This window comes from Caproiciproducens sp. (assembly GCF_053840905.1).
Genome location: NZ_JBNLXQ010000004.1, coordinates 70127 through 95818, shown reverse-complemented (window position 1 = coordinate 95818; position 25692 = coordinate 70127). Strand labels below are relative to the sequence as shown.

Below are 25692 nucleotides of genomic sequence, written 5' to 3'. Positions count from 1 at the left end.
AAGGAGAGCGCCCGACTGCATTGCAGGCTTTTCCGAACAGGCTGCGAAAAAATTTTTCCATTTTGCGAAGGGGGCATTTTCGTATGAAAGAAGAAAAGGAATTGGTGCGGCTGATTACAGAGGAAGTCATGCGCAGGCTCCGTGCGGAAAAGGAAGGCCAAGACGGAAAACAGAAGGTTTTGGCTCTGTTTTGCGGCGGCCTTTCCGGCGCGAAGGAGGCCATCGCTTCGCTGAAGAGCTGCAGGGACTTATGCACGACTTGCGCGGTCCTGACTCCGGGGGCGGAAAGGGTCCTGGGGACGGACCGCATCCGTTCCGAATTGTCCCCGGAAGAATTGCTGACCGACGGTGACGAACAATCAGAAATCGAACTCATAGGTAAAGCTGATCTGCTGGTGATTCCTGTTTTTACCCGCAATAGCGCGGCCAAAGCCACTTACGGAATTGCGGATAATCTGGTGACCCGTCTGCTGGCACAGGCTTTCCTTCAGAGCAAGCCGGTCATTGCGGCGCGGGAAGCCTGCGATGTCAGCCAGAAGGCAGGAGCGAATCCGGTTTATAAGAGCAGATTGACCGCAAACATTCGGCAGTTGGAACAATATGGAGTCCTTTTTACCGATGCGGCGTATATCGGCGGAGCAGTTAAGCGGAATATCCGGCGGTCCGGAACGGACATCTCCCGAGGGGAGAATTTCCCTTCCGCAGCCGATTTCGCCGGAAAACTGCTTACACGTGCAGAAGTATCGGGCTGGAAAGGCGATGTTCTCCGTCTGCCCCCGGGTACGGTTGTGACACCGGCCGCGATGGACGCGGCCGGTGAACGGGGAATTGAACTGTGCAGGCTGACTGCCGCATCGGATTTTTCCTGAGGGGAATGACTGTTAAAAAATAAACCGGCTTATTCGAGGAGACTGCTATGTATATCGCGAAAGTGACAGGCCATGTAGTATCGACCAAAAAAGATGATCGGATGATCGGTTTCAAGCTGCTGACAATTTGCCCTTTGCAGAATGTGGGTGTCTATAGCGACACGGTCCGGGTGGCAATTGACGGCGTTGGAGCAGGAATCGGAGAGGAAGTGCTGGTTGTGGACGGTTTCGCTGCGAGACAGGCGGTGGGAAAGCAGGAAGCACCCATCGACTCAGCTATTGTGGGCATCATCGACACGATGGATATCGGCGACGCGGCGAACGGCTGACCGCAAAATTTCTATCGGCTTCCCTTCGCAGCTTCAGTGTAAAAGAGCCACAGCTGTGTTAACAATACACCCTCTGGATTTTCAATTGATAAGCTCTCGGGAAGCAGAGCATCAATTACGTTTAGCCTGCACGATTTGAGGTGCAGTGTCATCCAAAACGGCAAGAGGAAAACGCGACGTTTCAAAATGAGATCGCGGAGGTTCGGAATATGTCTGATTCCCATAAGGAAAAAATCTGGAGCTTGACAATTGGGGAAAAAATGATAAACTGTAGGCAAAGTCATTTTATGGAATGATTGATGAAATGTAAAATATTAAAGTGATGAAGCTCACTGTAATTGCTTAAAAAGCTGATGGCTTCTGTCGGAAGGACAGAACTGTCGGCTTTTTTATTTTCAGCAAAATTGGCGGAGGAAGGGGAAAATTGCGGTGCCTCAGGAGAAAACAATCTTCAGCATTGAAAATTCGTATCGGGGACGGGGGCTGAACGATGCGGAAATTCAGAGCCGCCGAAAGAAATACGGCATGAATGAAATTTCCGAAAAGAGGACGGGGCCGGTCATGGGGACCTTAAAACGCCTCTGGGGTCCCATCCCCTGGCTGCTGGAGGCGGCTATGATCTTTGAGCTGATTCTGGGGAAGGGCGTTCAGGCCGGCGTCGTTTTTCTGCTGCTTGTTTTTTCGGCGGTTACGGGGGAATTTCAGGAGGAACGCGCGAAAAAGGCGATCGTCTACCTGCATGGTCAACTGCAGATCAACGTCCGGGTCTTGAGAAACGGAACATGGCAAACGCTGCAATCGCGCGAGCTGGTTCCCGGCGACATCGTGCATGCCAGAGTCGGGGATATCGTTCCGGCCAACATGAAAATCATCGGCGGCATCGTCAGTGTAAACGAATCCGTTTTGACCGGCGAGTCGATCGACGTCACAAAAAAGGCCGGTGAAATCGTTTGTTCCGCTTCTACGGTCAGCCACGGCGAGGCAATTACAGAAGTTACCGCGACAGGCGCACAAAGCTCCTACGGAAAAACCGCGGAGCTGGTGCGGACCGCAGAGGCTCCGGGGAGACTGCAGACCTTATTGTTTCACATCGTCCGCTATCTTGCCTATCTGGATGTTGTTCTAGCCGTGATCCTTGTAATCGCCGCGCTCGTTTATGGAACTCCCTGGCAGGAACTGCTGCCGTTCCTTGTGGTACTGATCATCGCGACGATCCCCATTTCCATGCCATCAAGCTTCACGGTGGCAAATTCGCTGGAAGCGCGGAATCTGGCAAAAGAGCATGTTCTGGTCTCGGGCCTGACCGGAATTCAGGAAGCCGCGGGCATGGATGTCCTGCTCGTTGACAAAACGGGGACTTTGACGAATAACCAGCCTGAAATTGCCGGGCTTCTTCCGTTCGGGAACGTTGGGGAACCGGAGCTGCTGAGGCTGGCCGCCGCCGCGAGCGACGATACGTCAAAGGATTCGATCAGCACGGCAATCCTTCGGGAGCTTCGCAGCCGGGAACTGACCATGCCGGAGAGAACCTCCTTTACCGCGTTCGACCCGGTTCGGAAAGTGTCCCGGGCCCGGATCGTCCAAAACGGAATCCTCCCGAACGTGGAGCTCGGTTCCCCGGCGGTCGTTTCCGGGACGGCGGAAATTCCCGCGGACTTCATGGAGCAGGTTGACCGATTGAGTTCGAAAGGCGCAAGGGTTCTTGCCGTTGCTTCCGGAGAAAAGGAGAAACTGGTTTGCCGGGGGCTCGTCGCGCTGGCGGATTCCCCGCGGGAAGGCGCCAAGGAATCGGTTGCAAAGATCCGGGAACTGGGGATCCGCGTCCTGATGGTCACAGGCGATACGGCGGGCACTGCCAAAGCCATTGCCGAGCAGGTGGGGATCGGCGGCCGAATCGGGAAACTGGAAGACGCGCAGTCCCACCCTTTGGATTTCGACGGCTTTGCAAACGTCTACCCCGAAGACAAATATAAGATCGTCCGGGCGCTGCAGGAGACCGGAATGGTGGTCGGAATGACCGGCGACGGCATCAACGACGCGCCGGCGCTGAAACAGGCGGACGTCGGTGTCGCCGTCAGCACGGCCACGGACGTGGCGAAATCGGCCGCCAAGGTCGTCCTGACCGAACCGGATCTGTCGGATATCGCAAAGGTAGTCGACAGCGGACACCGCGTCTACCGCCGGATGATGACGTGGACGATTACCAAGCTGGCGCGCACGGCCGAGCTGGCGGCGCTTTTGACCTTTGGATTTATCTTCACCGGATTTTTTCCGGTTTCACTAAGCTTAATCGTGTTTATCGTTGTCATGAACGACATGGTCACCCTGACGCTCGGTACCGACAAGGCATGGCCGACGGCCGTCCCCGAAAAGTGGGATATGCCCCAACTGGCCAGGTTATCCGCTGTTTTTACCGCCGGCTGGCTGGCCCTTGGATTGGGACTTCTCTGGTTTTACCGAAGCGTACAGAATTTAGGCGCGGCGCAGATCAGCTCGCTGATGTTCCTTTATCTGATTTACTCGGCAATGGAAACCATTCTGATGACGCGGACGCGCGGCCCGTTCTGGTCGTTCGCGCCGAGCAAATGGGTGGGCGGCATGGTCGCCGTCAATTTTATTCTTGCTACGCTGATGGCTGTATTCGGTTGGGCGATGAGCGCTGTTTCCTGGCAGTCCATCACCCTGCTGCTCGTTGTCACCGTCGCCGCCATGCTGCTGCTGGACAGTCTGAAAAGGCTGTATTACAGAATCACGGGTATTTTAGGAACAGAAAGACGTCCGCGTGAATAATTTCCACTAACGTTATTCTGTTTGGTTTTGTGCCCTGGTCCGATTTTTCGAACTGACCTTACCCAAGATCATAAAAAGGGCATGAAGATCTCCCGAGGCGCGGGCCGGATTGCTTTGCAGCTGCACCACAAAAAACAAAAGAAAACCTGCGTAAACCTTGATTTACGCGGGTTTGTTGTTGGCAAAGGTACTACCTGTTGATAAAATGCACACCCCGAAAGCAATCGTTGAATTTGAACACCCCGATTGCCCATTGGAATTGCCGATGGGCTTAATGTATTGCCCAATGAAGTTGCGATTACGATAAATCGGCTCGTTATACACTTCCCAGCCATTGGACAAGGTGCAACGGTCGATCTGAACGCCATGTGCAAAGCAATCCTTGGCGTAAACTTCGTCGGGGCTTTGCCCTTTGAGGAAATCAATATTCGGGTATCCGGCGGCAATCAGGTGCTGCGCCATATTTTTGCCGATGCCGGAAATTTTCGTCAGGTCGGTCATTTCAGCATTTCCCTCACATACTCCTCCCGTACATCCATACGGACGGCAATTTCGGGAACGGTCATCCCGTTGTCGGCAAAACGGTGTGTTACCGCCACCATGTTCTCACCGACCTCAATAATGTGGTTGTCTGGGTCATAAAACCGCACAACTCGCTGTCCCCAACGATGTTCCTTCATCGGATGAACGAGTTCTAAACCGCCGATGTTTTCAAGGAAGTCATCAAAGTCATCTTCTTCAAAGTAGAGTTCGGCATCGTTCCCACGGAATGACACATTCAGCCCGCCGATGAACCCGCTCCATGTTTCGAGCGTTTGAAGCGCCAAACCACCCGTCAGTGTAACATTCGCTCCGTAGTCTGTCACGACGTCCAAGCCGAGATACTTCTTGTAAAACGTCTTAGAGCGTTCCAAGTCCGATAGCCGGTCAGCAAGTCCTTCCAGTTCGTATTGCCATAGCAATAAATAATGCTGTAGCTGTCTAGATTCCGAACTCAAGTATGATATTTCAAATTTGTTTTTTAGCATTTAATGATAGTACCAATGCCTCACGGCATTGGTACTATAAAAACCATTTTTGTGATACTATTTCTTTCTTCTTTTTTTAATCCACCGTTCAATTTTGTAATAAACTTTACCGTTTTTACGTCCATAAAAAGCAATGTCTAAAATCACCATCACTCCCAAATCAAATATTATCATTAATTCGAACAACATATAGTCATCATAATTTAAATAAAAAAATAATAGATCAAGTAAAAAAAATATTACATTAACAATAATAACCACAAAGTAAAGACAAACCAAAATTCTTGGAATCTCGGCTCTATAACGACTATACAAGAACCACTCTTTAAATGTTTGGCCTTTTCTCATCTTTTTTCTAGCACTGTTGTTTAATTGATAATCGATAATATTCCAATATAAGCCTCTAAGGTGGAAAAATGTTAATAAGAAAAGAAGTAGTATAGTCAATATTGATTGGAACATAAATTACCATCCTAATTCGACTAAAACTATACAGAAAAAGGTACCAACCAACCTTGCAAATAAATTTAATTTTTTCACATTTTGAGTCATAAATTCTCGTTTGGATGGAAAGGCCTTTTCAGGTTTTAAAGCCACCTTAGAAACCATTGCCCTTACGACCCAATAAATAACGATTAGAGCAATTGCCAAAACAACATAAGAATATATCAAAATATCTAAATCCACTTTATCTTACCGCCCTATCCATGAGTCCAATACATTGGTTCAGATGGTACGCTGCTTTAACAATAGTTTTAACCGTAAAGCCTTGTCACTTTTAGTTAATTTTTATGATCTCTCCATCAATAGATAATTCATAATTTTGCCCGATATCTTCAACATACGAATAATAAGTTGTACTTGGATCTATAGATGACTTATTTTTTTGAAACAATGAATTCCTATTGTCTGAAATATTGATTGGATTCTTTGAAAAAAAGTTATGTATGACAACATAATAATCATTCGTATGTTTACACTCATAGACTCTAATCATATAAATTTTTTCGTCACCGTTCTGCCACGTCTTTGTGAATACTTCCTCATATGATAGGTAGGTTCCGATTTTCCAGCCATTTTTAGCTTTCGGGATGATGGAGTAAGATTCCGATCCTTTATAAGAATATAGAAATCAGAGCGGAATCTTTTCCTTCAATAACCGTACCCATATTACCCATAACCGAATAGTTAAAAACATTTTGCGGGGATAAAAAAGTTATGAAGAGATTTTCAACAGGCATTAAGGATGACATGGAACAGAGGGCCATTGCAACCAAAAAAGAAATAACGATTAGCTTTTTTTTTAAGATTTTCTTATGCTTTTTGTAGAAGACCAGAAATCCTAGAAAGAGTAATATGGAAATAAATATTCTAACAATACCATACCACAATTTTGTTTTCTCCCTTAAGATGGTTGTAGTGAACCAATCGGCTGTCCTGTTTGGACAAATATCGCTGCTGCTGCAAGAAACATTCCGCTGACACTTACATTTAAATAATTAGTTTGATTGCTTTTATCGCTCAATTGAGCTGTAGTCGCACTTTCAAATCTCAACTTTAATTCTGCTAACGAAGCCCGCAATCCAAAACTATTCGACGCGGTCCCATTTTTTATTGATCCTGATACTCCTGTGTTGTTAAGTCCAAAGCTTATATTCAAAGTAAAATTAGGTACATTAATTTTTAATCCGACCGATGATGATGCAGTATTATCGCTCACTCCTATTGCATAAACAGAAATTAGTTTTGATGAGCTTCCTTGTTCGGATACTGTCGTAGTAGTTCTAGTGCCGGGTTTAACTGTAATAGGATACGGGTCTGGTATAATAGGGGGAATTTGGGGTTCTTCTTGTATCACTGCTGAGCTACTTGCACCAAAAGTAGCATTCGCAAAATTTACGATTGCTGTTCCAACACTTTTAAACCAATCACCGATCTCTTTCCAAAACAGGCCGCCAAGGTCAGAGCGGTTTACAGGGTTATTGCCGCAGTATGCGAACAAGTTATAGTCTCTGATATCCTGATTTGCTCCGATCTGCGCATCCGCATTCAGAAATCTCCCGGTTTGCGGATCGTAATACCTGCTGTTGAGACAATATAAGCCCGTTTCGGAATCGTAATAGTAGCCCCTGTAGCGGAACGGACTTTTTTGACCGACCTGATCAGCCGAGTTATCCGTGATGCTGAGTAACTTGCCCCAAGCGTCATAGGCGTATTCGACTACCAAATTGACATTGCTGTCGACGATGCCGGTCACGTCGCCCTGTGCATTTTTCGTATAGTAATAAGCCGTGCCGTTATAAGTAAATCCGACCAAAGTGTTGTCGCTGTCGTACAGGAACCATAATACGTCGCTGCCGGCCCGCTGGGCAACAATGGTGCTGCCGTCGAGGAAGTAATTGGTCGTTACTCCGTTAACAGTTCTACTGGTGCGGATTCCATTACTGTCATATGTATATTCTATAGTATATTCTACATCTTGGTTATTTACAATGGAAGATTTTAACTGTCGACCTGCCCAGGTGAAGCTCATGCCGTCCCGGTAGGTAAGCGGGTTTCCGATCGCGTCATAGGTGATGTTCTGCCCATCATAGCCGGTCAGCAGGTCCTTCCAGTTGGTATTGCCGTAATCGTAAGCAATGCTGCCGGTTTCCGTTCCCAGCGTGCCTGTGGTATAGGCATAGGTTGTGATCGCCGTGATGTTTCCACCGACATCGTAGCTATAGACTGTGCTGACCCCAGCCTTCTGATCATCCACACGAACCAACTGGTTTAACTGATCATAGGCATAGGTGGTTACATTACCGTTGATATCGGTTGTAGAGCTGATATTACCGTTGTCATCATAAGTATAGTGATACTGGGAAAGCGTGCTGTTGACGTCGCCTATTCTTCTATGGTTGTAATAAGTGTCCACCAGGGTCGTTGTTTTTGCATTCAAAACATTTACAAAACTTCGCTCTGCCCGGAACGTGGGGTCTTGCAGGGGAATCGGGTTAATATCCGTTTGGAACTCACGGTTCAAGGTAGCGTCATACGCATGGGTGATTTCTCCGCCGGACAGCATATACGTATTATGCTTCCGGTAGTCCACGCTGTAGTCGGCGGTTGCGGATTTGGATTGATTGGCAAAGGTATAGACATACCTTGTCGGACGGTCCATATTGTCGTAGACGTATTGAATTTCACTGCCGTCGGAAAGGAGTTTCCTGATCAGCCGGTCGCCAATGTCGTAGTAGAAATTGATTGATTTTATCGAGCCTTGATCATATTCTGTGATCTTTGCAAGGTTTCCGCGCGCATCGTAAAGATACTCGTAGGTTAAATTGTCATTTTTCAATACCATGTTCACACGATCGTAGGAATCATACAGGTAGCCCAGCTTAAACCCATTCCCATAGGTGGAGGACTGCAAGTTCCCGTTGCCGGGAGCAAAGGTATTGGTAATCAGATTTTGTGTGCCAACACTGATCGCCGTAGTGTTCCCATAGCCGTCCTTCTGGAAGGCATAGGCAAACCCATTGTGTGTGATTTGACTCAACCGGTCGGCCACATCGTATTCGTAGGCAGTTTCAACCAATCCTGCGCTGCTCAGCGCGCTGACCCCCATCAGCAGATTGTTTTGCGTGTTGTAGGTGTAATTTGTCGTATTCCCCTTCGGGTCCGTCACCGAGTTGGTAAGACCCGTTGTGGTATCCACGCTATATGTTGTCATTTTTTCCCGCTGATCTGAGCTGGAAGTGAGATAGTTCCCATCCGGGCTAAAGTTTTGTAGTGTTTCCAAATAGGGAAAATCATATAAAACATAGCCTTCTTCGCTGATGCTCCCCATAGACGTATTCCCTACGTTTCCATAGTTGTCATAATAATAATGGAACCCGATTCCTGTCTGGGCAGAGCGTGCGGAAACCAATCTGTGTGGCTTTTTAGTCGAGCTGTTACTGTCATCGGAATCGTAGAAGTAGATATAACCCTGATTGAAGTTCGTGGCATTATTTTTGATGTTCGCGTCTCTGAGTTCCTGCGCATCCGTATAGGTGTATACCCTTGTGTTCTTTGTGTTTTGTGCCGATGTGACCAGTTTCCCGTTACTGTCGTAGGCAAAAGTGGTTCCGGTTTCATCCATATTCATCTGCAGGAACTTAAAGGTTGCTTCGTTTGCGTTTTTATAGTAAATGATGTGATAGATTACTTTGGAAATGATCTTGCCGCTGATCTGTCTATCCTGGGATGCGGCTACTGGGCCGCTTGTATACTGTTCCCCATTGGTATCAGGATTAAAGGGAACAACAACAAACTCTGAATCCCCATCCGTGTAATACAACCCTACATCTATTGCATAGTAGCGGCCATCCCTGCCAGTGGGTACGGAGCTTCCCGTCGATTTTGCCGAAACAACGAAAGCAATGCTGCTGGCCGGTTTGTTAATGTAGATTTGCTGATAGAAATTCTTATTCAAGGTCGGGTTCCCACCGATTCTCACATTTCCGTTGGACATACCGTCGCCGGAAGTGAAATTCGTAAATTCCCAATTCGTAGGAAGATAGTTTGCACTGAGACGAAAATCTCCGTTTTCCAGCAGATTATAAATATTTGCAATGCTTCCGGTTTCAAGCTGCAGACAGTCGAACCAAGCTGTGCCGTTCGCATAGCTCAAGCCGCCGTAGACCTCTACACGGGTCGTATTCTCAGGCACGGTGAACGTAAGAGAAGTCCTCTGCCAGTCATGAGTCCCAAATATTCCGTTCCCGTTGTAAACGGCGAGGCTGGTGGTATTGTTGAAGCGGGTGGGGCTGCTTCCGGAACATTTTTATCGCTTTCCACATGAATTTTCTGGGGGACAATGTCAGCGCATCGGGCTTGCCAGAGCCCTGCTGCTACGGCCCGAGCTGATTATTTGCGATGAGCCGGTGTCCGCTCTGGATGTTTCGATCCAATCCCAGATTATCAATCTGCTGAAAGATCTGCAGGAAGAGGAGAAAATCACCTATTTGTTCATTGCACACGATTTAAGCGTGATCCGCCACATCTCCGATCGCATCGGCGTGATGTACCTGGGACATATCGTAGAGGAGGCTCCCACCCGGGAGCTGTTTGCCAACCCGCTGCATCCTTATACGCAGGCGCTGCTGTCCGCGGTGCCTTGTGTCAATCCTGCGGGACGGACCAGGAGGATACTCCTGGAAGAGGATCCCCCCTCGCCTCTCGATCCGCCTGCAGGCTGTGTATTTCACACGAGGTGTCCTGTGCAACGGCTGTCTGTGCGCGGCGGACCCCTGATCTTCAGAATATCTCCGGCCACAAGACGGCATGTAATTTGTATGAAACGGGTCGAGGCTCCTCCGTTGGGACGTCGGCCGATGAATAACCAATGAGAAAGAGGGATGCGTCATGTTCGATGTGATCATTAAAAACGCCCAAATCATTGACGGAACCGGAAAACCCGGGTACCGGGGAGACGTGGGAATCCGGGGAGGTAAGATCGTCCGTCTGGGAAAAGTGGAGGGTGAAGCCGGATTGGAGGTGGACGCGGCGGGGCTGACCCTGTCTCCAGGATTCATAGACAGCCACGAACACAGTGATCGGGTCGTATTGGACGATCCACTGCTTGCCTGTAAGCTGGAGCAGGGTATTACCACGGAACTCGCGGGGCAGTGCGGAGGAGGCCCCGCGCCCTCTGATCCTGACAGGCACAAAAAAAACGCGCGCCGATATGCGGACTTCGGAAGCTTTATAAGGGACTTGGAAAAGGTCTATCTGGGTATTAATCTGGCATTGTTTGTCCCGCACGGCTCGGTGCGCGCCGCGGTTATGGGTTATGAAAACCGCCATCCCACCAATAAGGAATTGGAAGAAATGAAAGCTCATATACGGAACGGCCTGGGAGATGGCGCTTTGGGGATGTCCTCGGGACTCTGCCGGGATCTGGTTCCTAAATTATTGTAATAGGAGGGATTTATATACTACAGACACGCACTGCCTATAAGTACATGTTTCGGCAATACCCGGATGTAATTGACGTACATACGCTTCAAAGAATGCTGGGTATCAGCCGCCATCACGCTTATCTCCTTATCACTTCCGGTCAGATCAAAGGCCGTAAGGTTGGGAAGTCGTATAAAATCCCGAAGGTTTATGTGATTGACTTTTTGCTGCAAAATGAAGAATCCGATCCATCGGCACAAATAAATAACGAACAAAATACATATTGAAAGGAAGAATTTGTATGAAAAATATCAAACATTCCGTATCCAATGAAGAACTCGTATCACAGAAAAGGACAACCAGCCAAAAAAGAAGTGTAGTAAGTCTTACAGAGGTTGTCGCCAAATATCCAATGTGGTTGAAAAGGGATATTGAGGGCCTATTAAGCTGTGGAAGTCTTAGATCTCTAAACCAGAATGACGTAGAATGCTACGATGCCGAAATAATCGAGAACGAAAATCTACTGTTTGTTGAGGTGGATCTTGATGTAGAAGGCCGACTCCTGGAGAATATCCATTGCACATGCAACACGGGATTTTGCTCTCATCTGGCGGCCGTGATATGGAAAATTTACGAGGATAAAAATCGCAAGGATAAATAAAACTCCTAAACTTATGTGATTGACTCCCTGTTGCAAAGCAAACTAATCTGACACATTGGCGTAGAATAAAAACTCCTGATATGCTGTAGATGTCGGCAGCAAAGAGCATCACCTTACCAAGGAGGCGTTACCATGATAACCGGCAGCATACAGCCGAAAAACGGCAAATACTATGCCGTTCTCAACTTGTACGATCATACGGGCAAGCGACGGCCCAAATGGATTAGCACAGGGTACACGGTCAAAGGAAACAAAAAGAAGGCACAGGAGGTGTTGAATGAGCTTACACGGCGGTACAGCACGCAACTGCCGCCATCAAAGCGTAGCCAGCCGGCCTGTACCAGGACGGTGGATATGACTCTTCTGGATTTTCTCTATGAGTGGCTTGCCACCCGGAAACCCCATATCCAGCCGACTACCTTTCACAATTACACCAGCATGATAGAAGGACGAGTAACAGACTATTTCAGTCCGCAGAAGACGCTGTTAGTAGAACTCAATTACCATCAGCTGGACGACTTCTATAACTCCATTCGGAAGGACGGGTGTTGTGAAAACTCGGTGGTCAAATACCATGCTATGCTCAAGATGGCTTTGGACTATGCCATTCGCAAGGAATACATACAAATCAACGCGGCGGACCGCGCAGTGGAGAAGCCTTCCCACAAAAACAGGTACAAGCCCAGTTATTACTCCAAAGATGAACTGAACCGGTTACTCCGAACAGTGACGGACGATGTGCTGTACGTGCCGATCCTTCTGGCGGCTTATTACGGACTGTGGCGAAGCGAAGTTCTGGGTATCCGCTGGAGTTCCATCGACTTCGAGAAAAAGACAATTGCCATCGAACACAAGGTCTTTGATGGATGCGCCGCGGGGCAGGAGGGCATTTTGCTGATGGATGAAATGAAAACCAAGTCCAGCCGCCGGACACTTCCGCTGCTTCCAATCCCGGAACGTGTTCTTCTGGAAGCAAAGGCCCGTCAGGAGAAGTACCGCAGGGCACGCAGGAAGGGGATATTGCACGAAGTATCTGGAGTGTATCTGTGTGGATAGTCTTGGAAACCTGCTGAGTCCGGCCTTTCTGAGCGCGCACTTTTCCTATCTCCTCAAAAAGAACAACATGCGCCATATCCGTTTTCATGATCTGCGCCACACCTGCGCCAGCCTGCTGGTGGCTGAGGGCGTAGATATGAAGCGCATTCAGATCTGGCTGGGCCACAGCAATTTTTCCACCACCGCCGACATTTACGCACATCTGGATTTTGCAAGTAAACGCGAAACCGGGGCGGTGATAGGTAGCTTGTTGGATGGGTCACTTGAAGAGGAGGGAACGTCGGACAAAACAAAGCAGTGTATGCCAGATAAAGGTCCTGACAAAGAAGCAAAAATATAAAAAACCAGCCATGGAAGATGATTCTTCCATGGCTGACGTTGGCGGAGAGGAAGAGATTCGAACTCTTGCCCGGCGTAAACCGGCTACCGCATTTCGAGTTATTTGAGGGCAAGTTTCGATGAGATTATCAAGGTAACTTTGAGACACCATAGTATCGAGCAAACCCGCATGAATCAAGGCTTTTCGGGCATAAACCATGAATTTACCACGCTTCGGCTCAAACCCCGAATTTAACGGTTTCCAGAGCAAAGTGTAGAAAAAGCGTAGAAAAACGACCAGCGAAATAACCTTAAGATACTTTAGTTTCCTGGCATTTTCAAGAACATCAACCACAGCGCACCCTACCATTGACATTGACTAAAAGTGAATAACGCAAAACAGGCAGAGCTGATATCTGTCTGCACCATCAATGCATTGGAGGGATGGACATGGCAACTGACTACTCTCATCTTCTGGCTGAGTACCCGGAAAAGATATGTCAAGACCAATTTTACAGGATTTGCAGAATAAGCAAACGAAAAGCCACGTGGCTTTTAGAGAACGGGCATATCCCCTGCGAGGATACAGGGAAAAAGACCCGCAGGTTCAAAATCCGAATAACGGATGTGATAGAATACCTTACCCACTTAGAAGATTCTCCGGAGTCCCTGCTGACACCTCCCGGAATTTTTTCAAGCGGAATAAAATATAGACCAAAGCATCGGGCAGAGGTTCAAATAGATGCGGATAAATTTATGGAGATGCTGAAGAAAAATTGGAGCAGCTTTCCGGATGCCCTTACCGTTGGCGATGTTATAAAATTGACAGGCTACTGCCAAACAACAATATCAGAATGGATATCCAAAGAAAAATTATTCGGAGTGTGGTACTACAATAAATATCTGATACCAAAGGACTACCTGATAGAATACATGGCAACTAAAGCTCACCGCATTCATCAGAAATCAAATAAGCATATGGACTTGATACAACAGTACCAAGTTGGACAGACACCGAATGAATGTCGAAAAACCTCATAAATAATAATTCATTTAACGAGCCGGAGAATCGGAGCGCAGAGTGCGCTTCAATTCTCCGGCTTTTTTTGTTTTTCAGAAGGGAGGAAATTATGTTAGTGCATTACAAGAAAAATAAAAAACCAGCTTGTTATGATTCGCATGCCCTCATAACAATAGGGAGGATACCGCCAGACGAGCGCCCCCACGGCCCGTTCAAAAGCTGCGGCAACTGCCCATATCCCTCGCATGGATTTATCTGCTACAGCTCCGAGGGTGACTGCCTGAAAACGGATATGCAGAGGATTCATAATAAAAATAAGCAGAAAAAGGAGGAACTCACATGAGAGATCAGCCAGTACACTATTAGTATTTATGCCATGCCTGATATATGTTATTCCTACGCCGAAATGCCTCTTGACCACCTTCCATAATATCGACTATGAGTGTATGGGATTCTGCGTTGTCAATATTACCCATAGAAGTTGTGATAGCACTTTCTGTGAACGCCGTGGCAATCACACGCTCCGCATCCCCGAGAACGGGAATGTTGGGGTTGTGCGTCGCAAAAACAAACTGAACATTGGCCTTCTTGGATTTTACAGTCTTGATAAACTCTTTATACACCACCTGATTGTCCAGATCATCCTCCGGCTGGTCGATGATAATGATATCGCTGTCATCTTGGGTAAGAATAGAAAGAATCAACGCCGATGCCCGCTGTCCAAGAGAATGCTCAGTGAGCGGTTTACCGTGATAAAGAATATCAATGTAATCATCGCTCTGACAACGGATATACTGTGCATACTCATGCTGGACTTTTTCTGAGAACTTCATATATTCCGCTTCGGCAAGAATCTTTTTCAATTCTTTGCCACCATCCATCAAGATATCCAACAGGACAGCGACTCCATCCCGAAGGACTTCGCATATCTGGGCTGTTTTGATTTCCGCACTCCTGATCATAGTTCCTCTAAATGATTGTGCTACTAACCGAGAGAGGGCTTCGGTATTTCCTTTAAAAGCGATAGTGATTGTTAAGGCGTCTTGTTTTCCGTTCAATCTGTCAATCTCTGTTTGGTAAGCATCGAAAACAGACTTTAAGACATCATTGCGTTTGCGCGCCAACCCAAGAATTCGTTTTTTAATTTCATCTGCCGAAGCTGCCTCGCGCTTAAGCCGCTCAATCTCTTCCAAATTTTTCGCTTTGTCTTGCGTATATTTTAAGAAGCCCTTGATGTCCAGGGTATCATCACTGATTTCGCGCTGGATTTCCGCAAACTCGTCTTTCAATCCATCGATAAACTGCTTCAGTTCAGACTGCAACACGGTGAGCATATCTTTCTCGGTTCCCAACTCTGTGCGAAGATCAGAAACTTTTTTGAGAATCGCAGCAATACGCTCTATAACCGCTTCTGCCCTTGTGAAAAGAGCAGCATTGTACTTTGAAGTGTAGGACGAGAGTGCGACACCATCGAGTGAGGATATCAGGATGAACTCATCCAACCTTGTGGCGATTGCTTCAATTGTTTTGATTGTACCTTCGAGCTTGGTTTTATCGTTGCCGAACTCCGTTTGCTTCTCCAACTTCTGTGTGATGCCCTTTTCTTCAAATATCCTGAGTTTATGATTGAGGTCAGCATTTTGGGTTTCCAGCTCCTTGATTTTTTCGGGAATCTGCGTGACATCCAGCAAACCCTTGATAACTTCAATAAGCTGTGTTTCTGTTTGCTCCAGCTCGGCTACTGGGATAGCAACTCTCCCGCCGAGCAGCTTGTCCAACAACTTTTTTTCGTAGTTTTCTTCTGTGTCAGAACGCGCAAGGTCTTTTTGCCCGAAGTAGAGAGGATTTCTAATAAGAGAGCTTACCTGTGCGGTGACATCTTTGCCGTCGGAGTCCACAATATAAGCACGGTCACCATTGATTCGTGAAATGTCATATTTTCGACCATACTGGTCGACGACACGCACGATTGCTTTGCCGCCGGAGCCTAAAATGAACTCTACCAGCTTGTCTTTGTACTTTTGATCAGCGGATGCTTGCAAATCCAGCACCCAGCGTAATACCTCAAGGATAGATGATTTCCCGCTTCCACGGATGCCAATAAGAGTGTTTAGGTGGGGCGACATATTCACCGAAATACCATTGAGTTTACCACCTGTAAAGCTAATGGATTCAATATAGCTATGGCGTAAATGCTCACAATTATCAAATATGCGGCCCTTATGATCAACAAGAGCATATTTCAACGCATCGAAAGAAAACTCTCCCAGCTTGATGTATGTCTGACAGCAATCTTTACCAATCTCTTCGATCCGCTTGGGGTCTGATCCTTCGACATAGGCGATATCATAACCGAGCCATTGGGCAAGCTTCGGAATATTGTCACGAGTTCGTAGCTTCTGTACGCCAAGTACCCGCTTCCGAAAAAGCTCAATTTGTGCAAGTGACTGTATCAAGCCACCGCCGCACTCTTTGATAAGCCCATTGTCTTGCTCCACATGGGCAAAGACGATGAAATAGCCTTTGCCATACCTCTCCAGTGCTTCGAGTGCCTGTCGAACATCATATAGGCATCTGGTGTTTGCATTTTCATGATTGGGAATCCCCTGAAAAGCGGCTGTGATGAAATTGCTGATCGCATCATCGCCGTTGCTAATCCACTCGTCAGGATTAAAGATAATCAGTGTATGGAGCCCATTACTGCCTTCCTTAATAGAAAGCTCCACCCCCGGCAGGAGAAATATATCACTTTGCCGCGCTTTCTTGCGCAGGGCTTTGTATTCCTCAAGATCGAACTTGTTGTGATTTGTAATCACACCGACGCTAATCTCTTTTTGCTTTAGAGCATTGATATAGTTGCCAACAAAGGCATCCGCTTCACCCGTATATTTGAACTCCTTATCTCGCTGAGTATGGAGGTGGAAATCCACACATAGAACCTCGGAACCAAAGCTAAACTTTGCCATGCACTTACCTCCTTTGCCTTCACGAACGGCCAAGTCGCCGCTGTTTTAATTTTCTCCAAATCATACGGCATCTTTGGCACCACTCGGCATCAATGCCTAATGTATCAACAAGCAATTCCTTGTCTACGATATCAAGCGCTTGTTCAATATCAATATCGTGCCGAACAATTGCATCCACGCGACGAAGCAAGCGTTCACGCCGGGCAGGCTCAATACTTGTAATTTTAGGCAGCAGGATATTGCCCATTTCACCTGGAAGAATTTCCAAAACTCCGCCGCCATAACTGCGTCCACAGATTTCAACAAAAGCGAAAGAAATGCTGTTGTAATAGGAAAGCAGCACGTTCAGCGGGTCAACATCCAAGTGGAATTTTATGCGATGCATCGTATCTGTGGAAACAGCACCGCAACGATTGAGAACAAATTTGGGGTAAATGTTATTACGGCGCAGGAAAAACGCATCCGGCACCCATACAGAAGGCACAATATACCAGCGGTTGCGAATAGAGCATTTATAGCCGACATGTTGATTAGATTCCTCGCCTAAGCGTATGTAGTCTTTATGCTTGTCATGGTAGGCTTCGTATGGAGTATCGGGGAAGCTAATCAGCATTGCCTTCTTGCCTGCGTCAATGTTGGACTGCCAGTCCTCCTCGGTAAAATATATGCCATGGGCATGAGAGCTTCGTCCAATTAGCGGCAAGGTAACGGATTGCAAATCGTACTTTGTTTCCGTTTCTTTGGTTATAGAGAAATAATCGTTGTTGCCTGTAGTAATTCCTACGTTGATTACCCCGTACTGCTTGAATGGTGCAAAGCGAGTATCAGCGCGGATGGTTTGTATGAGCTCCGCTTCATTTGCGGAAACAAAATACTTTGTCCATTTCTCCTTGACATGTTGGGCCTTCAGGAAGCCGTTTTTTCTCAAGTCCAAAGCCTTGAAATCCTCAAGGGTATCCATCTCAATGATGCGGATTCCCTTTTCTTCACCACCCTTTTCTCCGATGAAGACCAGCACTTCCTGTTCAATCTCAGGGAAAATCAACTTTTCAAATGTTATCAACGTAATCCGCGAAAGCTGGTTTGTAAGGAATAACCGCAGATCTTCAGCGTAGGCAACCTGTAGAATCTCCGCTGGAATGACGAAGGCAAGTTTGCCTGTGTCGGAAAGCATCTGTACACAGGCGACAAGGAAACATACCCAAGAGTTAATCAGCTTATTTGACTTCATGCCGTGAGAGGTCAGAATTTGTGCTTGAATTTCTCGCTGTTTTTCGGTCAAATACTGGTATCTGATGTAAGGGGGATTGCCAAGAATCAAGTCAAAGCGTTCTTTTTGATAACAACGCTCGTAAAATACAAGAAAGTCCTCAGCCAAAACGTTTACATTTTCTGCTTCGTGATAGCGATCCTGAACTTTCTGTGCTTCCGACTCTTCAATTTCCACAGCCGTCAATGAATCGGCTCTATCAAGCATGCCGATGGAAAATAGACTATCAATAAAAACACCATCTCCGCAGCTTGGTTCCAAAATGCTCCGAGGGGAGTCGTCCACAAAAAGGCCGACCATTGCATCTGCAAGCATCAATGGTGTGTAATACGCGCCCCGGAGCTTTTGCTCAGAGCTATCTTTTTTTAGCCGCATACCGTCCCCTCCTTCCTTAAAATTCTAATTTATAGACACGGGAAATTAGGCTCTCGATTTTTTCGATAAGAGCCTTCTTTTGACGCAACAAAACGCTCTCGGCACTTTTGGCCGGAGCAGATGCCAGCTTTTCATTTATAGCGTATACCTCGCGAGTAAACCTAATGACTTCATCGTGGATAGCCTTTTCCGCGGGGACGAAAAAGTTCAGTTCTACAAAAGGAAGGGACGATAGAATAAACGTCCCCCTGGCAACAAAGCCGCCTTCAAAATAGCTACCTGAAATGCGGATGTACTGTTCGGTATATGGGTTGGATAGCCATGCCTGCAGGTATTCCAAGGCATAGGGGCTTCCAGGCTTTTGACTCACCGCACAATATCCAGCCGTACCGCCGGAGGCAATCAGCATGTCGTTGCCATCGTAGGCATACATTGGTTCTTGGCTTAAGACACCCACAATAAGTTTAGGTGTGTTGATGAACGCTGTCAACGCCTGCGTCCTACCATATTTATACCATGTGTCTGCCGTAGCATATTGAACATCCCGAACGCCGGACGGCGATACATTTTTCGGTACCAGTCTGTCGTAATAATGACTCAGATATGTATATGCACCGGGGAATCTGGTCTCCATAACTTCCTTGGGGATCAACTTGCCATTTTTATCGTATGGAAAGATAATCCGCTTGTCAGTGCTCAATAAGCTGTAGGAGTTTGAGCCTTTTTCCGAATGTAGTGTAGGCTTGAAATATGGTTTAAGGATTGCCTTTTCAATGGCGAACTCTCGGCCATCTCGCTCAATGATGACAGCTTTTCCATTTTCTCTCTTGACTTCTCCAGCCGCAAACCAGTATACGGGAACAGGACGCTCAGCACTGGTCTGGATGCCGTTGAATATCTCAGCGTGAGTTTCCAGTGGGACAGTTCTTTCTTCCATGTTTTGCAACATCACCATGAAATTTATATCAGTTGTCAACTTCCACGGAGAGTCATCCAATGTGGATGATTTGAGCACGATAGATGCGACAGCTTCTTTTGCCCACAGGGTTGGGGCAGATGTAACATTAGAGTAAATAAACTTCTCCTGCGGCTGCTTCTTTAGCAGAATAATCGAACTGTAGATAGTTTTGTCACCAAAAAGCTGCGCATCACCGAAATCATCCAACTGCACAAGTAAACGGTTTTCAGCGATGAGCCTCCGTAGGTTCTGTCCGGCATCAACCTTAAAGAACTTGTTTGGCACGATATAGCAAACCAGACCGCCGTCTTTTACCTGCTGGATGGCGCGTTCCACAAAGATAAAGTATTTATCAAATTGCTTGTATGCACAGCTATATCTGTCCTTGTAGATGCCAAACTCGACTCCTGGAAGCAGGGCGTGGAGGTCTTCCGTACTGACGTAAGGCGGATTCCCAATAATGGCATCAAAAGGGCGATCCAGCCCCATCTCTGACCAGTTGAATGGAACAACGGCAAGTAGCTCGTTGGCAGTGAGCGTTCTACCTATCAACTCCCGTCCACCAATTAGTGCATTTCCATGAAAGATATTAGCACTGAGTTCAGGCAAAATCGGAGTGGAATCCGCTACGGAGGGCGTAGTTTCATTCTCAATAAGCTTCACCATCAACGAGAACTTCGCAACCTCCACGGCATGAATATCAATATCAATTCCGTATATACAGGAGCATAGAATCTGCTTTTTCTCTTCCAAGGGTAACTTAAAGAAGCCGTTTCCGATTTCGATTAAATGAGAAGGTTCGTTCTGCTCATACCACTCGATGCAGTAGTTCTGTAGATAATCAAACGCTGCCTCAAGGAACACGCCGGAGCCACAAGCAACGTCAGCAATCCGCAAACTTAAAAGCTCTTGCGGGGACTGTCCCACGCAGAGCCGCGACATGGTTTGCTCAGTAATGTATTTGACGATTTCTGTTGGTGTAGTGACAATGGAGCGGTCAGCACAGTCTTTCTTCTTAGCAAGGCCAATGTTGCCGTTTGGCATTGCAACCAATTGTTCCGTTAGGAACATCTCGTAGATTTTCCCGAGCAGATTAGACTCAATGATGCTGAATAGATAAGGACTCTGCGGATAATACAAACCCTGTACAATCTCAGTAATTACAGCGCTACTCAGATCAAATACAATCGTATTGCTTGAAAACAGTCCGGAATCATATCGGCGATCTGCGGCGCGGAGCATTTCTTCCAAGCGCCGGTTCAATTGCGTCGAATCACCGATGGTTTCTTGGAGATTGTGGTACAGTGGCAGATTCTTATCCTCACAAATCCGAAGAAAAACAATCTGGTTTATGAAGTTCTGAACAACATCGTTCAAGATGTCCAGCGACTGATATTTGCTGTCTTTGTGGTAAAGTTCGTTACTCAGCGAAACGCGCCAACGGTTAATCTGTTCCAAGAAGAGAGTATCGACCTGTTGCTTTTGAGAACTACCGGCCGAAAGATGCTCATCGAAATAAGCGTCAAATTCACCAGAATAGATAACATCCCTTGAAATCAAGGAGCATATCTCATCTAACTTGCTGGCGTACTCAGAAAAATGATAAAAACGATACCGCGCAACTGTGCACCCATCGCCATCCTTTGGAACAACAGTGGTGTCGTATATGATTAGGTACTCAAAGTTGGTTAAGATAGCGACCTTGTGATTAGCGTTCCAGCCATATTTCCGAGCTTGCAGTGCTGCGTCATGGTGACGGAAGATATCAACTGCAGGTTTCTTCGCCTCGACAAATAACTTCGCTACGCCGCGCAGAGTTAAGGAATAGTCGGGGCGATCAGTCTCAGAAGAGTAATTCTCGGCGATGACCTCGCGGTATTGAGGGGCCAGCCCCTTCGTGTTTGCGACATCCCATCCTAACAAAACCAATAGAGGATCAATGTATTCGATACGGCAAGAGTGCTCATTGTATGAGTTTTTCTGGTCTTTGTAGTACGCCAGATTTGTCGCAAACTTGTCGGTTAGTGCTTTAAGCGTATTTAATCTATTCACAAAACCCCCTGCCTTTCATTTTTCTTTTTTAAAACAATCATTTTAAAAGCGCTCCATTGCAGCGATTATATCCTCTGAAATGTTCTTGCTTTTGCAATAATCTATAATTCTTAGCTTCGCCAAACGGCTTGGGACAGATCGATTATTCTCCCAGCGATTGAGCGTTGTAAAGCTTACGCTCAATTCATGCGCAAACTGTTCCTGTGATATATTTAGTTCTTTTCGGACTTCTTTGAGTATTTCATCAAGTTTCATGGACGCATCACCTCATAGTGTATATTATAGCATATGCTATAGAGGATTCATAGCCAAAATTTATTCATAAACAACTTAGTTGCCCGGCTTTAAACTGCCCAGCTTTTCTATTGAAGGAGGGATACAATGCAGCTTTACGACAACATACAGGCACAACTACGCCGGCAACAGAATTAAGTGTCATGAAAATCAAATAGTAGAATTTTTGTCGTTATTTTATATAGCTATTTTCATAAAATTGTGGCATGGTGTTGTGCTTGAAGGAGGTGAGGCAGTTGGACGAAAAGCTCTTGGACTTACTGGATATGGTGCTTGCGGAACGCTTTCAGCTATCGTATGCATCCATGCGTCAGGAAGAACCTCAAACCGAAAAGCTGGTGGCACAGCTCATTGAAATCAGCAAAGCCATTCAGGATAGCCCTACGATCCGGCAGGAAGATAAGAAGCTGATTAAAGAATATTTTTCTGCACATACAGAGATAGAGGCTAAAGCCCAACAGTATTTATACATCCAAGGCGCCAAGGACTGCGTGACAGTTTTAAGAGAGCTTGGCGTGATCAAGTAGCACAGGCAATGATGTCTGTGCTTTTTTAGACCCCCAATATAGAAACAAGGCCGTTTCCCCGACAGGAGGTGGCCCTGTTTTTTTGTGCCCATTTTGCCTTTACTTCCTTTCCGGGGAAACAACCGGAAAGGAGGCAACGATGCTCAAGGAGCAGCTTGCGGAGTACCTGCACCGTTATCATCACGGCGCTGAAAATACCGTCACAAGCAGAATGCTGGAATACGCATTTCGCATTTCAGGCAAGGAGCTGCGCGACCTTGTCAATGCCCTGCGCCGTGAGGGTATCCCTATTGCAAGCGACCAAAGCGGCTATTTCTACGCAAAAACCGAAGCTGAAGTACGCCTGACCATCCGGCACATGAAAAACCGCATCAGCGGAATCAGCGCCGCCATCACAGGTCTCAGGCGTTCCCTCGCAGCGTTTGACGATATGCAGATACGTCTGCCGCTGGAGGGAGGTGATGAGTCCTGAACAGCTTTATGTCATGGATCGGCGGCAAGAAATCCCTGCGTGAGCTGATCGTCACCCTGTTTCCTCTCTACTACGAACGATACATTGAGGTGTTTGGCGGAGGCGGATGGATACTGTTCCACAAGTTCCCCGGGAATGACTTCGAGGTATATAACGATTTCAACGGTCTGCTGGTCAATCTGTACCGCTGTGTGCGGGAAAAGCCCCAGGAGCTGATGGATGCCCTTTCCTATTGCCTCAACTCCCGTGAGGATTTTGAGATTGTGAAAAATACCCTTGCCCGTGACAGCCCTGCCTCTGATGTGCAGAAAGCAGCTTGGTTTTACCAGCTCATCCGCTACAGCTACGCATCGGGGCTGACCAGTTACGGCAGCCAGCCTCACGACATCCGTACCAATTTTCCTCTCATTGAGCAGGCCCACAGGAGGCTTGCCAAGGTGGTTATCGAAAACAAGGACTTCGAAAAGCTGATTGGGCAGTATGACCGCCCTGTCAGCTTTTTCTACTGCGACCCACCGTACTTTGAAACCGAAAGTTATTACAAAAATGTAGGCGAGGATGGCTTTACAGAAAAAGACCACATCCGCCTACGGGATGCACTGATGCGGATTGAGGGCAAATTCCTGCTATCCTACAATGACTGCGAATTTATCCGGGATTTGTACGATGCACCGGGCATTAAAATCGACTCTTATACCCGAATCAACAACATTAAACAGCGGTATGACAATGGGGCGCAGTTTGCCGAAATCCTCATTGCCAACTACGATATGCAAGAACGAATTAGGGAGGCTCCTGCACAGCTCAACTTATTTGATGATGGCGGAATTGAACTCTGACCGGAAGCAGAAAACAAAATTCGCCCCCTATCAGGGGCAAATATTTTAAGGAGGAATAGACCCTATGAAAACAAATCAGAAAAAAGCCGAGCAGCCCCTGCAAATCCCTCTTGCGATCCAGCAGCGTTGCGGGTTTACCGATGCCGAAACCCTCGCAGTGACGGCCACCGATGGTGTATGTATCATCCACAAAGGTGAGCTGACGGCGCTGGAGCTTATCCATGTTATCACTACACTCAGTGAACTGGCAAGCGATATGACGATCCATCTTGCCAAAGCCTGCGGCCTCTGTAATAACTGCGGCGATGAAAAGCCTGAAACCGGTGCGGAATGCGGCTTCGGCAACAACCCCGCAGAATGGGTAGCAAACTGCTCCCTCTGCCATGATCTGCTGGACGAGAGCCAGAGCATCCACATTCCCGACTATCTGCTGGAGGAAGCGGGCATTCCCACAGATGCCAAACTGGAAGCCTACGCGGATGAGGACAGCGGAGAAATTACGGTGGCGATGGCCGACATCCAGCAGGATATCACCGATGTGCCGCCCTTTATCCTTCCGGTGATGGCTCAAAGCGGCATCTGCCTTGCAGCACTGGATGAACTGATTATGCAGGAAAGCATCATCTATGGCAAATAACCCGTCTTTGCTCTCCAGGACACCGCTTGGGAGGTGAGAATATGCCAGGGATTACCCTGAAAAACGGCCTCATTTCCTACTATGGAAACCCGGCCGGTTATACAGAAAAAGAAAAAGCGGTGGTGGACAGCATCTTCCGAAACGATGAACTGTCCACTTGGCTTAAAAGCCGCTCCCTAACGCCCCAGTGGACGGATGGCGTGATGGAGCGGCTCCTCGCCGGGGAACGGCTGGGTGGCGAAACTGCCGCTCCACTGAAAAATGTCCGCATCTGGCAGCTCAAACCCGATGTGGATGTATGCATGAAGTTTATACCCTATGAAGAAATGGTGCGGCAGTTCGGAGCGCCGTCTCCTGAGGCTTACCGCATCGCCTATGACGGACAGCTTGATACCAACGACCCTGAAGCTATCTATGCAAGGTGCAATGTGAATCACCCGTCCGGATATAACGGGCATTCCCTTTCCATGTCGGATGTGGTGGAGCTTTACGACACACAGGGTAGCGAGTACCACTACTGCGACCGCTTCGGATTCCAGAAAATCAGCTTCGAGTCCCCGGAGCAGACCCAAACCATGGGCATGAGTATGTAGGCAGCCTTGGGCTGTCTTTTCTTATGCCCCATCATATAGAACGGAGGAAAACAATATGGTTCATTTTATCCAAAAGGCGAAGGCCGCAGTTTCACACAAGATCACGGCGGTTAAGGATACCGCCGCCAGCCTCGCATTCCGTGGCAGACACATCCTCTCAGGCAATGCCGGAGAGGGCTACATTGACACGGCCATCAAAATCCTGCTGGCTGTTGTTCTTGGCGCCCTTCTCCTTGCGGGGCTCTATGCCCTGTTTGGGGAAACTGTGCAGCCGACCCTGGTCCAGCGCATCAAAGAGATGTTCAACTACGCCGGTTAAAGATGCCGGAAATTTTGAGAAGGAGGAAAAACCATGCCTAAGAATACAACACCGGCCGTTCCCAAGTACGATGTGAAAATCCACTCCATCCGCCCGGAGGGAAGCTGCAAGGCCACCGCCTCGGTCAACGTCTACGGCGATTTTGCCGTGCGGGGCATAAAGATCATGGAGGGCTCCAAGGGGCTGTTCGTTTCCATGCCCAGCTATAAGGCCGGAAACGAATACAAAGATATCTGCTTCCCTTGTACGAAGGAGGCCAAAGCGGAATTTGACAAGGCGGTCATCGGAGCCTACCAGCAGGCGCTCACCCAGGGGCAGGCCGCCGCACAGAAACAGGAATCTCCCGAACCCCAGCAGGAGCAAAACCAGCCTGCTATGGGCGGGATGTAGGAG

General features: G+C 47.5%; 26 protein-coding genes and 1 riboswitch. Of the genes, 17 read left to right on the top strand and 9 right to left on the bottom strand.

Annotated elements, in window-relative coordinates; all coding sequences use genetic code 11:
• The first annotated feature begins 83 nt into the window (after positions 1 to 83).
• From ACQGQ5_RS05175 to ACQGQ5_RS05165, 3 genes are all read left to right on the top strand, one after another.
• On the top strand, positions 84 to 869 hold the full coding sequence (locus ACQGQ5_RS05175) for a flavoprotein (RefSeq protein WP_455735491.1): 786 nt from the start codon (positions 84 to 86) through the stop codon (positions 867 to 869).
• Positions 870 to 916: 47 nt separating this feature from the next.
• On the top strand, positions 917 to 1198 hold the full coding sequence (locus ACQGQ5_RS05170; RefSeq protein WP_455735490.1) for a EutN/CcmL family microcompartment protein: 282 nt from the start codon (positions 917 to 919) through the stop codon (positions 1196 to 1198).
• A gap of 309 nt (positions 1199 to 1507) precedes the next feature.
• A riboswitch (Fluoride riboswitch) is annotated at positions 1508 to 1568 on the top strand.
• 59 nt (positions 1569 to 1627) lie between these two features.
• Positions 1628 to 3988, top strand: a complete 2361-nt coding sequence (locus ACQGQ5_RS05165) for an HAD-IC family P-type ATPase (RefSeq protein ID WP_455735489.1) — start codon at positions 1628 to 1630, stop codon at positions 3986 to 3988.
• Positions 3989 to 4150: 162 nt separating this feature from the next.
• Here the strand turns inward: ACQGQ5_RS05165 and ACQGQ5_RS05160 are convergent, their stop codons facing one another.
• The 5 genes from ACQGQ5_RS05160 to ACQGQ5_RS05140 all read right to left on the bottom strand — a co-directional run bounded on the left by ACQGQ5_RS05160 (position 4151) and on the right by ACQGQ5_RS05140 (position 9673).
• Positions 4151 to 4489, bottom strand: a complete 339-nt coding sequence (locus tag ACQGQ5_RS05160; protein WP_455735488.1) for a helix-hairpin-helix domain-containing protein — start codon at positions 4487 to 4489, stop codon at positions 4151 to 4153.
• Positions 4486 to 4932: a VOC family protein gene (locus ACQGQ5_RS05155; RefSeq protein WP_455735659.1), complete on the bottom strand. Its 447-nt coding sequence runs from the start codon at positions 4930 to 4932 to the stop codon at positions 4486 to 4488. The genes ACQGQ5_RS05160 and ACQGQ5_RS05155 overlap by 4 nt, the downstream gene beginning before the upstream one ends.
• 141 nt (positions 4933 to 5073) lie before the next feature.
• Positions 5074 to 5478: a hypothetical protein gene (locus ACQGQ5_RS05150; RefSeq protein WP_455735487.1), complete on the bottom strand. Its 405-nt coding sequence runs from the start codon at positions 5476 to 5478 to the stop codon at positions 5074 to 5076.
• Between the two features lie 3 nt (positions 5479 to 5481).
• Entirely contained in the window at positions 5482 to 5703 is a 222-nt protein-coding gene (locus tag ACQGQ5_RS05145; protein ID WP_455735486.1) for a hypothetical protein, read from the bottom strand.
• 718 nt (positions 5704 to 6421) lie between these two features.
• Complete coding sequence (locus ACQGQ5_RS05140; RefSeq protein WP_455735485.1) at positions 6422 to 9673, bottom strand: RHS repeat domain-containing protein; 3252 nt, start codon at positions 9671 to 9673, stop codon at positions 6422 to 6424.
• Between the two features lie 118 nt (positions 9674 to 9791).
• Between ACQGQ5_RS05140 and ACQGQ5_RS05135 the strand changes: the two genes are divergently transcribed.
• From ACQGQ5_RS05135 to ACQGQ5_RS05105, 7 genes are all read left to right on the top strand, one after another.
• Positions 9792 to 10391, top strand: coding sequence for an oligopeptide/dipeptide ABC transporter ATP-binding protein (locus tag ACQGQ5_RS05135; RefSeq protein ID WP_455735484.1), 600 nt, complete (start codon positions 9792 to 9794; stop codon positions 10389 to 10391).
• A gap of 16 nt (positions 10392 to 10407) precedes the next feature.
• Positions 10408 to 10962, top strand: coding sequence for an amidohydrolase family protein (locus ACQGQ5_RS05130; RefSeq protein WP_455735483.1), 555 nt, complete (start codon positions 10408 to 10410; stop codon positions 10960 to 10962).
• A 44-nt stretch (positions 10963 to 11006) separates the two neighbouring features.
• Entirely contained in the window at positions 11007 to 11228 is a 222-nt protein-coding gene (locus ACQGQ5_RS05125) for a helix-turn-helix domain-containing protein (protein ID WP_455735482.1), read from the top strand.
• A gap of 14 nt (positions 11229 to 11242) precedes the next feature.
• Positions 11243 to 11602 carry a hypothetical protein gene (locus tag ACQGQ5_RS05120; RefSeq protein ID WP_455735481.1) on the top strand — a complete coding sequence of 120 codons (360 nt, stop codon included), beginning with the start codon at positions 11243 to 11245 and terminating at the stop codon, positions 11600 to 11602.
• A 132-nt stretch (positions 11603 to 11734) separates the two neighbouring features.
• A complete protein-coding gene (locus ACQGQ5_RS05115) occupies positions 11735 to 12658 on the top strand; it encodes a tyrosine-type recombinase/integrase (protein WP_455735480.1) in 924 nt (307 codons plus the stop codon).
• Entirely contained in the window at positions 12651 to 12998 is a 348-nt protein-coding gene (locus ACQGQ5_RS05110; protein WP_455735479.1) for a tyrosine-type recombinase/integrase, read from the top strand. Before ACQGQ5_RS05115 ends, ACQGQ5_RS05110 begins: the two co-directional genes overlap by 8 nt.
• Before the next feature lie 428 nt (positions 12999 to 13426).
• Entirely contained in the window at positions 13427 to 14017 is a 591-nt protein-coding gene (locus ACQGQ5_RS05105; RefSeq protein ID WP_455735478.1) for a helix-turn-helix domain-containing protein, read from the top strand.
• Between the two features lie 342 nt (positions 14018 to 14359).
• On the opposite strand, the gene ACQGQ5_RS05100 is transcribed toward ACQGQ5_RS05105, so the two are convergent.
• Genes ACQGQ5_RS05100 through ACQGQ5_RS05085 form a run of 4 tightly spaced genes read right to left on the bottom strand, consistent with a single transcriptional unit; the run spans position 14360 to position 21873 of the window.
• Positions 14360 to 16963 carry a TrlF family AAA-like ATPase gene (locus ACQGQ5_RS05100; protein WP_449290473.1) on the bottom strand — a complete coding sequence of 868 codons (2604 nt, stop codon included), beginning with the start codon at positions 16961 to 16963 and terminating at the stop codon, positions 14360 to 14362.
• 19 nt (positions 16964 to 16982) lie between these two features.
• Positions 16983 to 18608: an Eco57I restriction-modification methylase domain-containing protein gene (locus ACQGQ5_RS05095; protein ID WP_449290474.1), complete on the bottom strand. Its 1626-nt coding sequence runs from the start codon at positions 18606 to 18608 to the stop codon at positions 16983 to 16985.
• Positions 18609 to 18624: 16 nt separating this feature from the next.
• The gene (locus tag ACQGQ5_RS05090; RefSeq protein WP_449290475.1) at positions 18625 to 21618 is read right to left on the bottom strand and encodes an Eco57I restriction-modification methylase domain-containing protein; all 2994 of its coding nucleotides are present in this window, start codon (positions 21616 to 21618) and stop codon (positions 18625 to 18627) included.
• A 42-nt stretch (positions 21619 to 21660) separates the two neighbouring features.
• Entirely contained in the window at positions 21661 to 21873 is a 213-nt protein-coding gene (locus ACQGQ5_RS05085) for a helix-turn-helix domain-containing protein (protein WP_449290476.1), read from the bottom strand.
• A gap of 275 nt (positions 21874 to 22148) precedes the next feature.
• On the opposite strand from ACQGQ5_RS05085, the gene ACQGQ5_RS05080 reads away from it, so the two are divergent.
• From ACQGQ5_RS05080 to ACQGQ5_RS05050, 7 genes are all read left to right on the top strand, one after another.
• Positions 22149 to 22439, top strand: a complete 291-nt coding sequence (locus tag ACQGQ5_RS05080) for a hypothetical protein (protein WP_455735477.1) — start codon at positions 22149 to 22151, stop codon at positions 22437 to 22439.
• Positions 22440 to 22578: 139 nt separating this feature from the next.
• Entirely contained in the window at positions 22579 to 22911 is a 333-nt protein-coding gene (locus tag ACQGQ5_RS05075) for a hypothetical protein (protein WP_449290477.1), read from the top strand.
• An 8-nt stretch (positions 22912 to 22919) separates the two neighbouring features.
• Positions 22920 to 23750 carry a DNA adenine methylase gene (locus ACQGQ5_RS05070; RefSeq protein WP_449290478.1) on the top strand — a complete coding sequence of 277 codons (831 nt, stop codon included), beginning with the start codon at positions 22920 to 22922 and terminating at the stop codon, positions 23748 to 23750.
• 64 nt (positions 23751 to 23814) lie between these two features.
• On the top strand, positions 23815 to 24387 hold the full coding sequence (locus ACQGQ5_RS05065; protein ID WP_449290479.1) for a hypothetical protein: 573 nt from the start codon (positions 23815 to 23817) through the stop codon (positions 24385 to 24387).
• Positions 24388 to 24428: 41 nt separating this feature from the next.
• On the top strand, positions 24429 to 24980 hold the full coding sequence (locus ACQGQ5_RS05060) for a YodL domain-containing protein (protein WP_455735476.1): 552 nt from the start codon (positions 24429 to 24431) through the stop codon (positions 24978 to 24980).
• Positions 24981 to 25035: 55 nt separating this feature from the next.
• On the top strand, positions 25036 to 25299 hold the full coding sequence (locus ACQGQ5_RS05055; protein WP_449290481.1) for a DUF6133 family protein: 264 nt from the start codon (positions 25036 to 25038) through the stop codon (positions 25297 to 25299).
• A 33-nt stretch (positions 25300 to 25332) separates the two neighbouring features.
• Positions 25333 to 25689 carry a SpoVG family protein gene (locus ACQGQ5_RS05050; protein ID WP_455735475.1) on the top strand — a complete coding sequence of 119 codons (357 nt, stop codon included), beginning with the start codon at positions 25333 to 25335 and terminating at the stop codon, positions 25687 to 25689.
• The last annotated feature ends 3 nt before the right edge of the window (positions 25690 to 25692 follow it).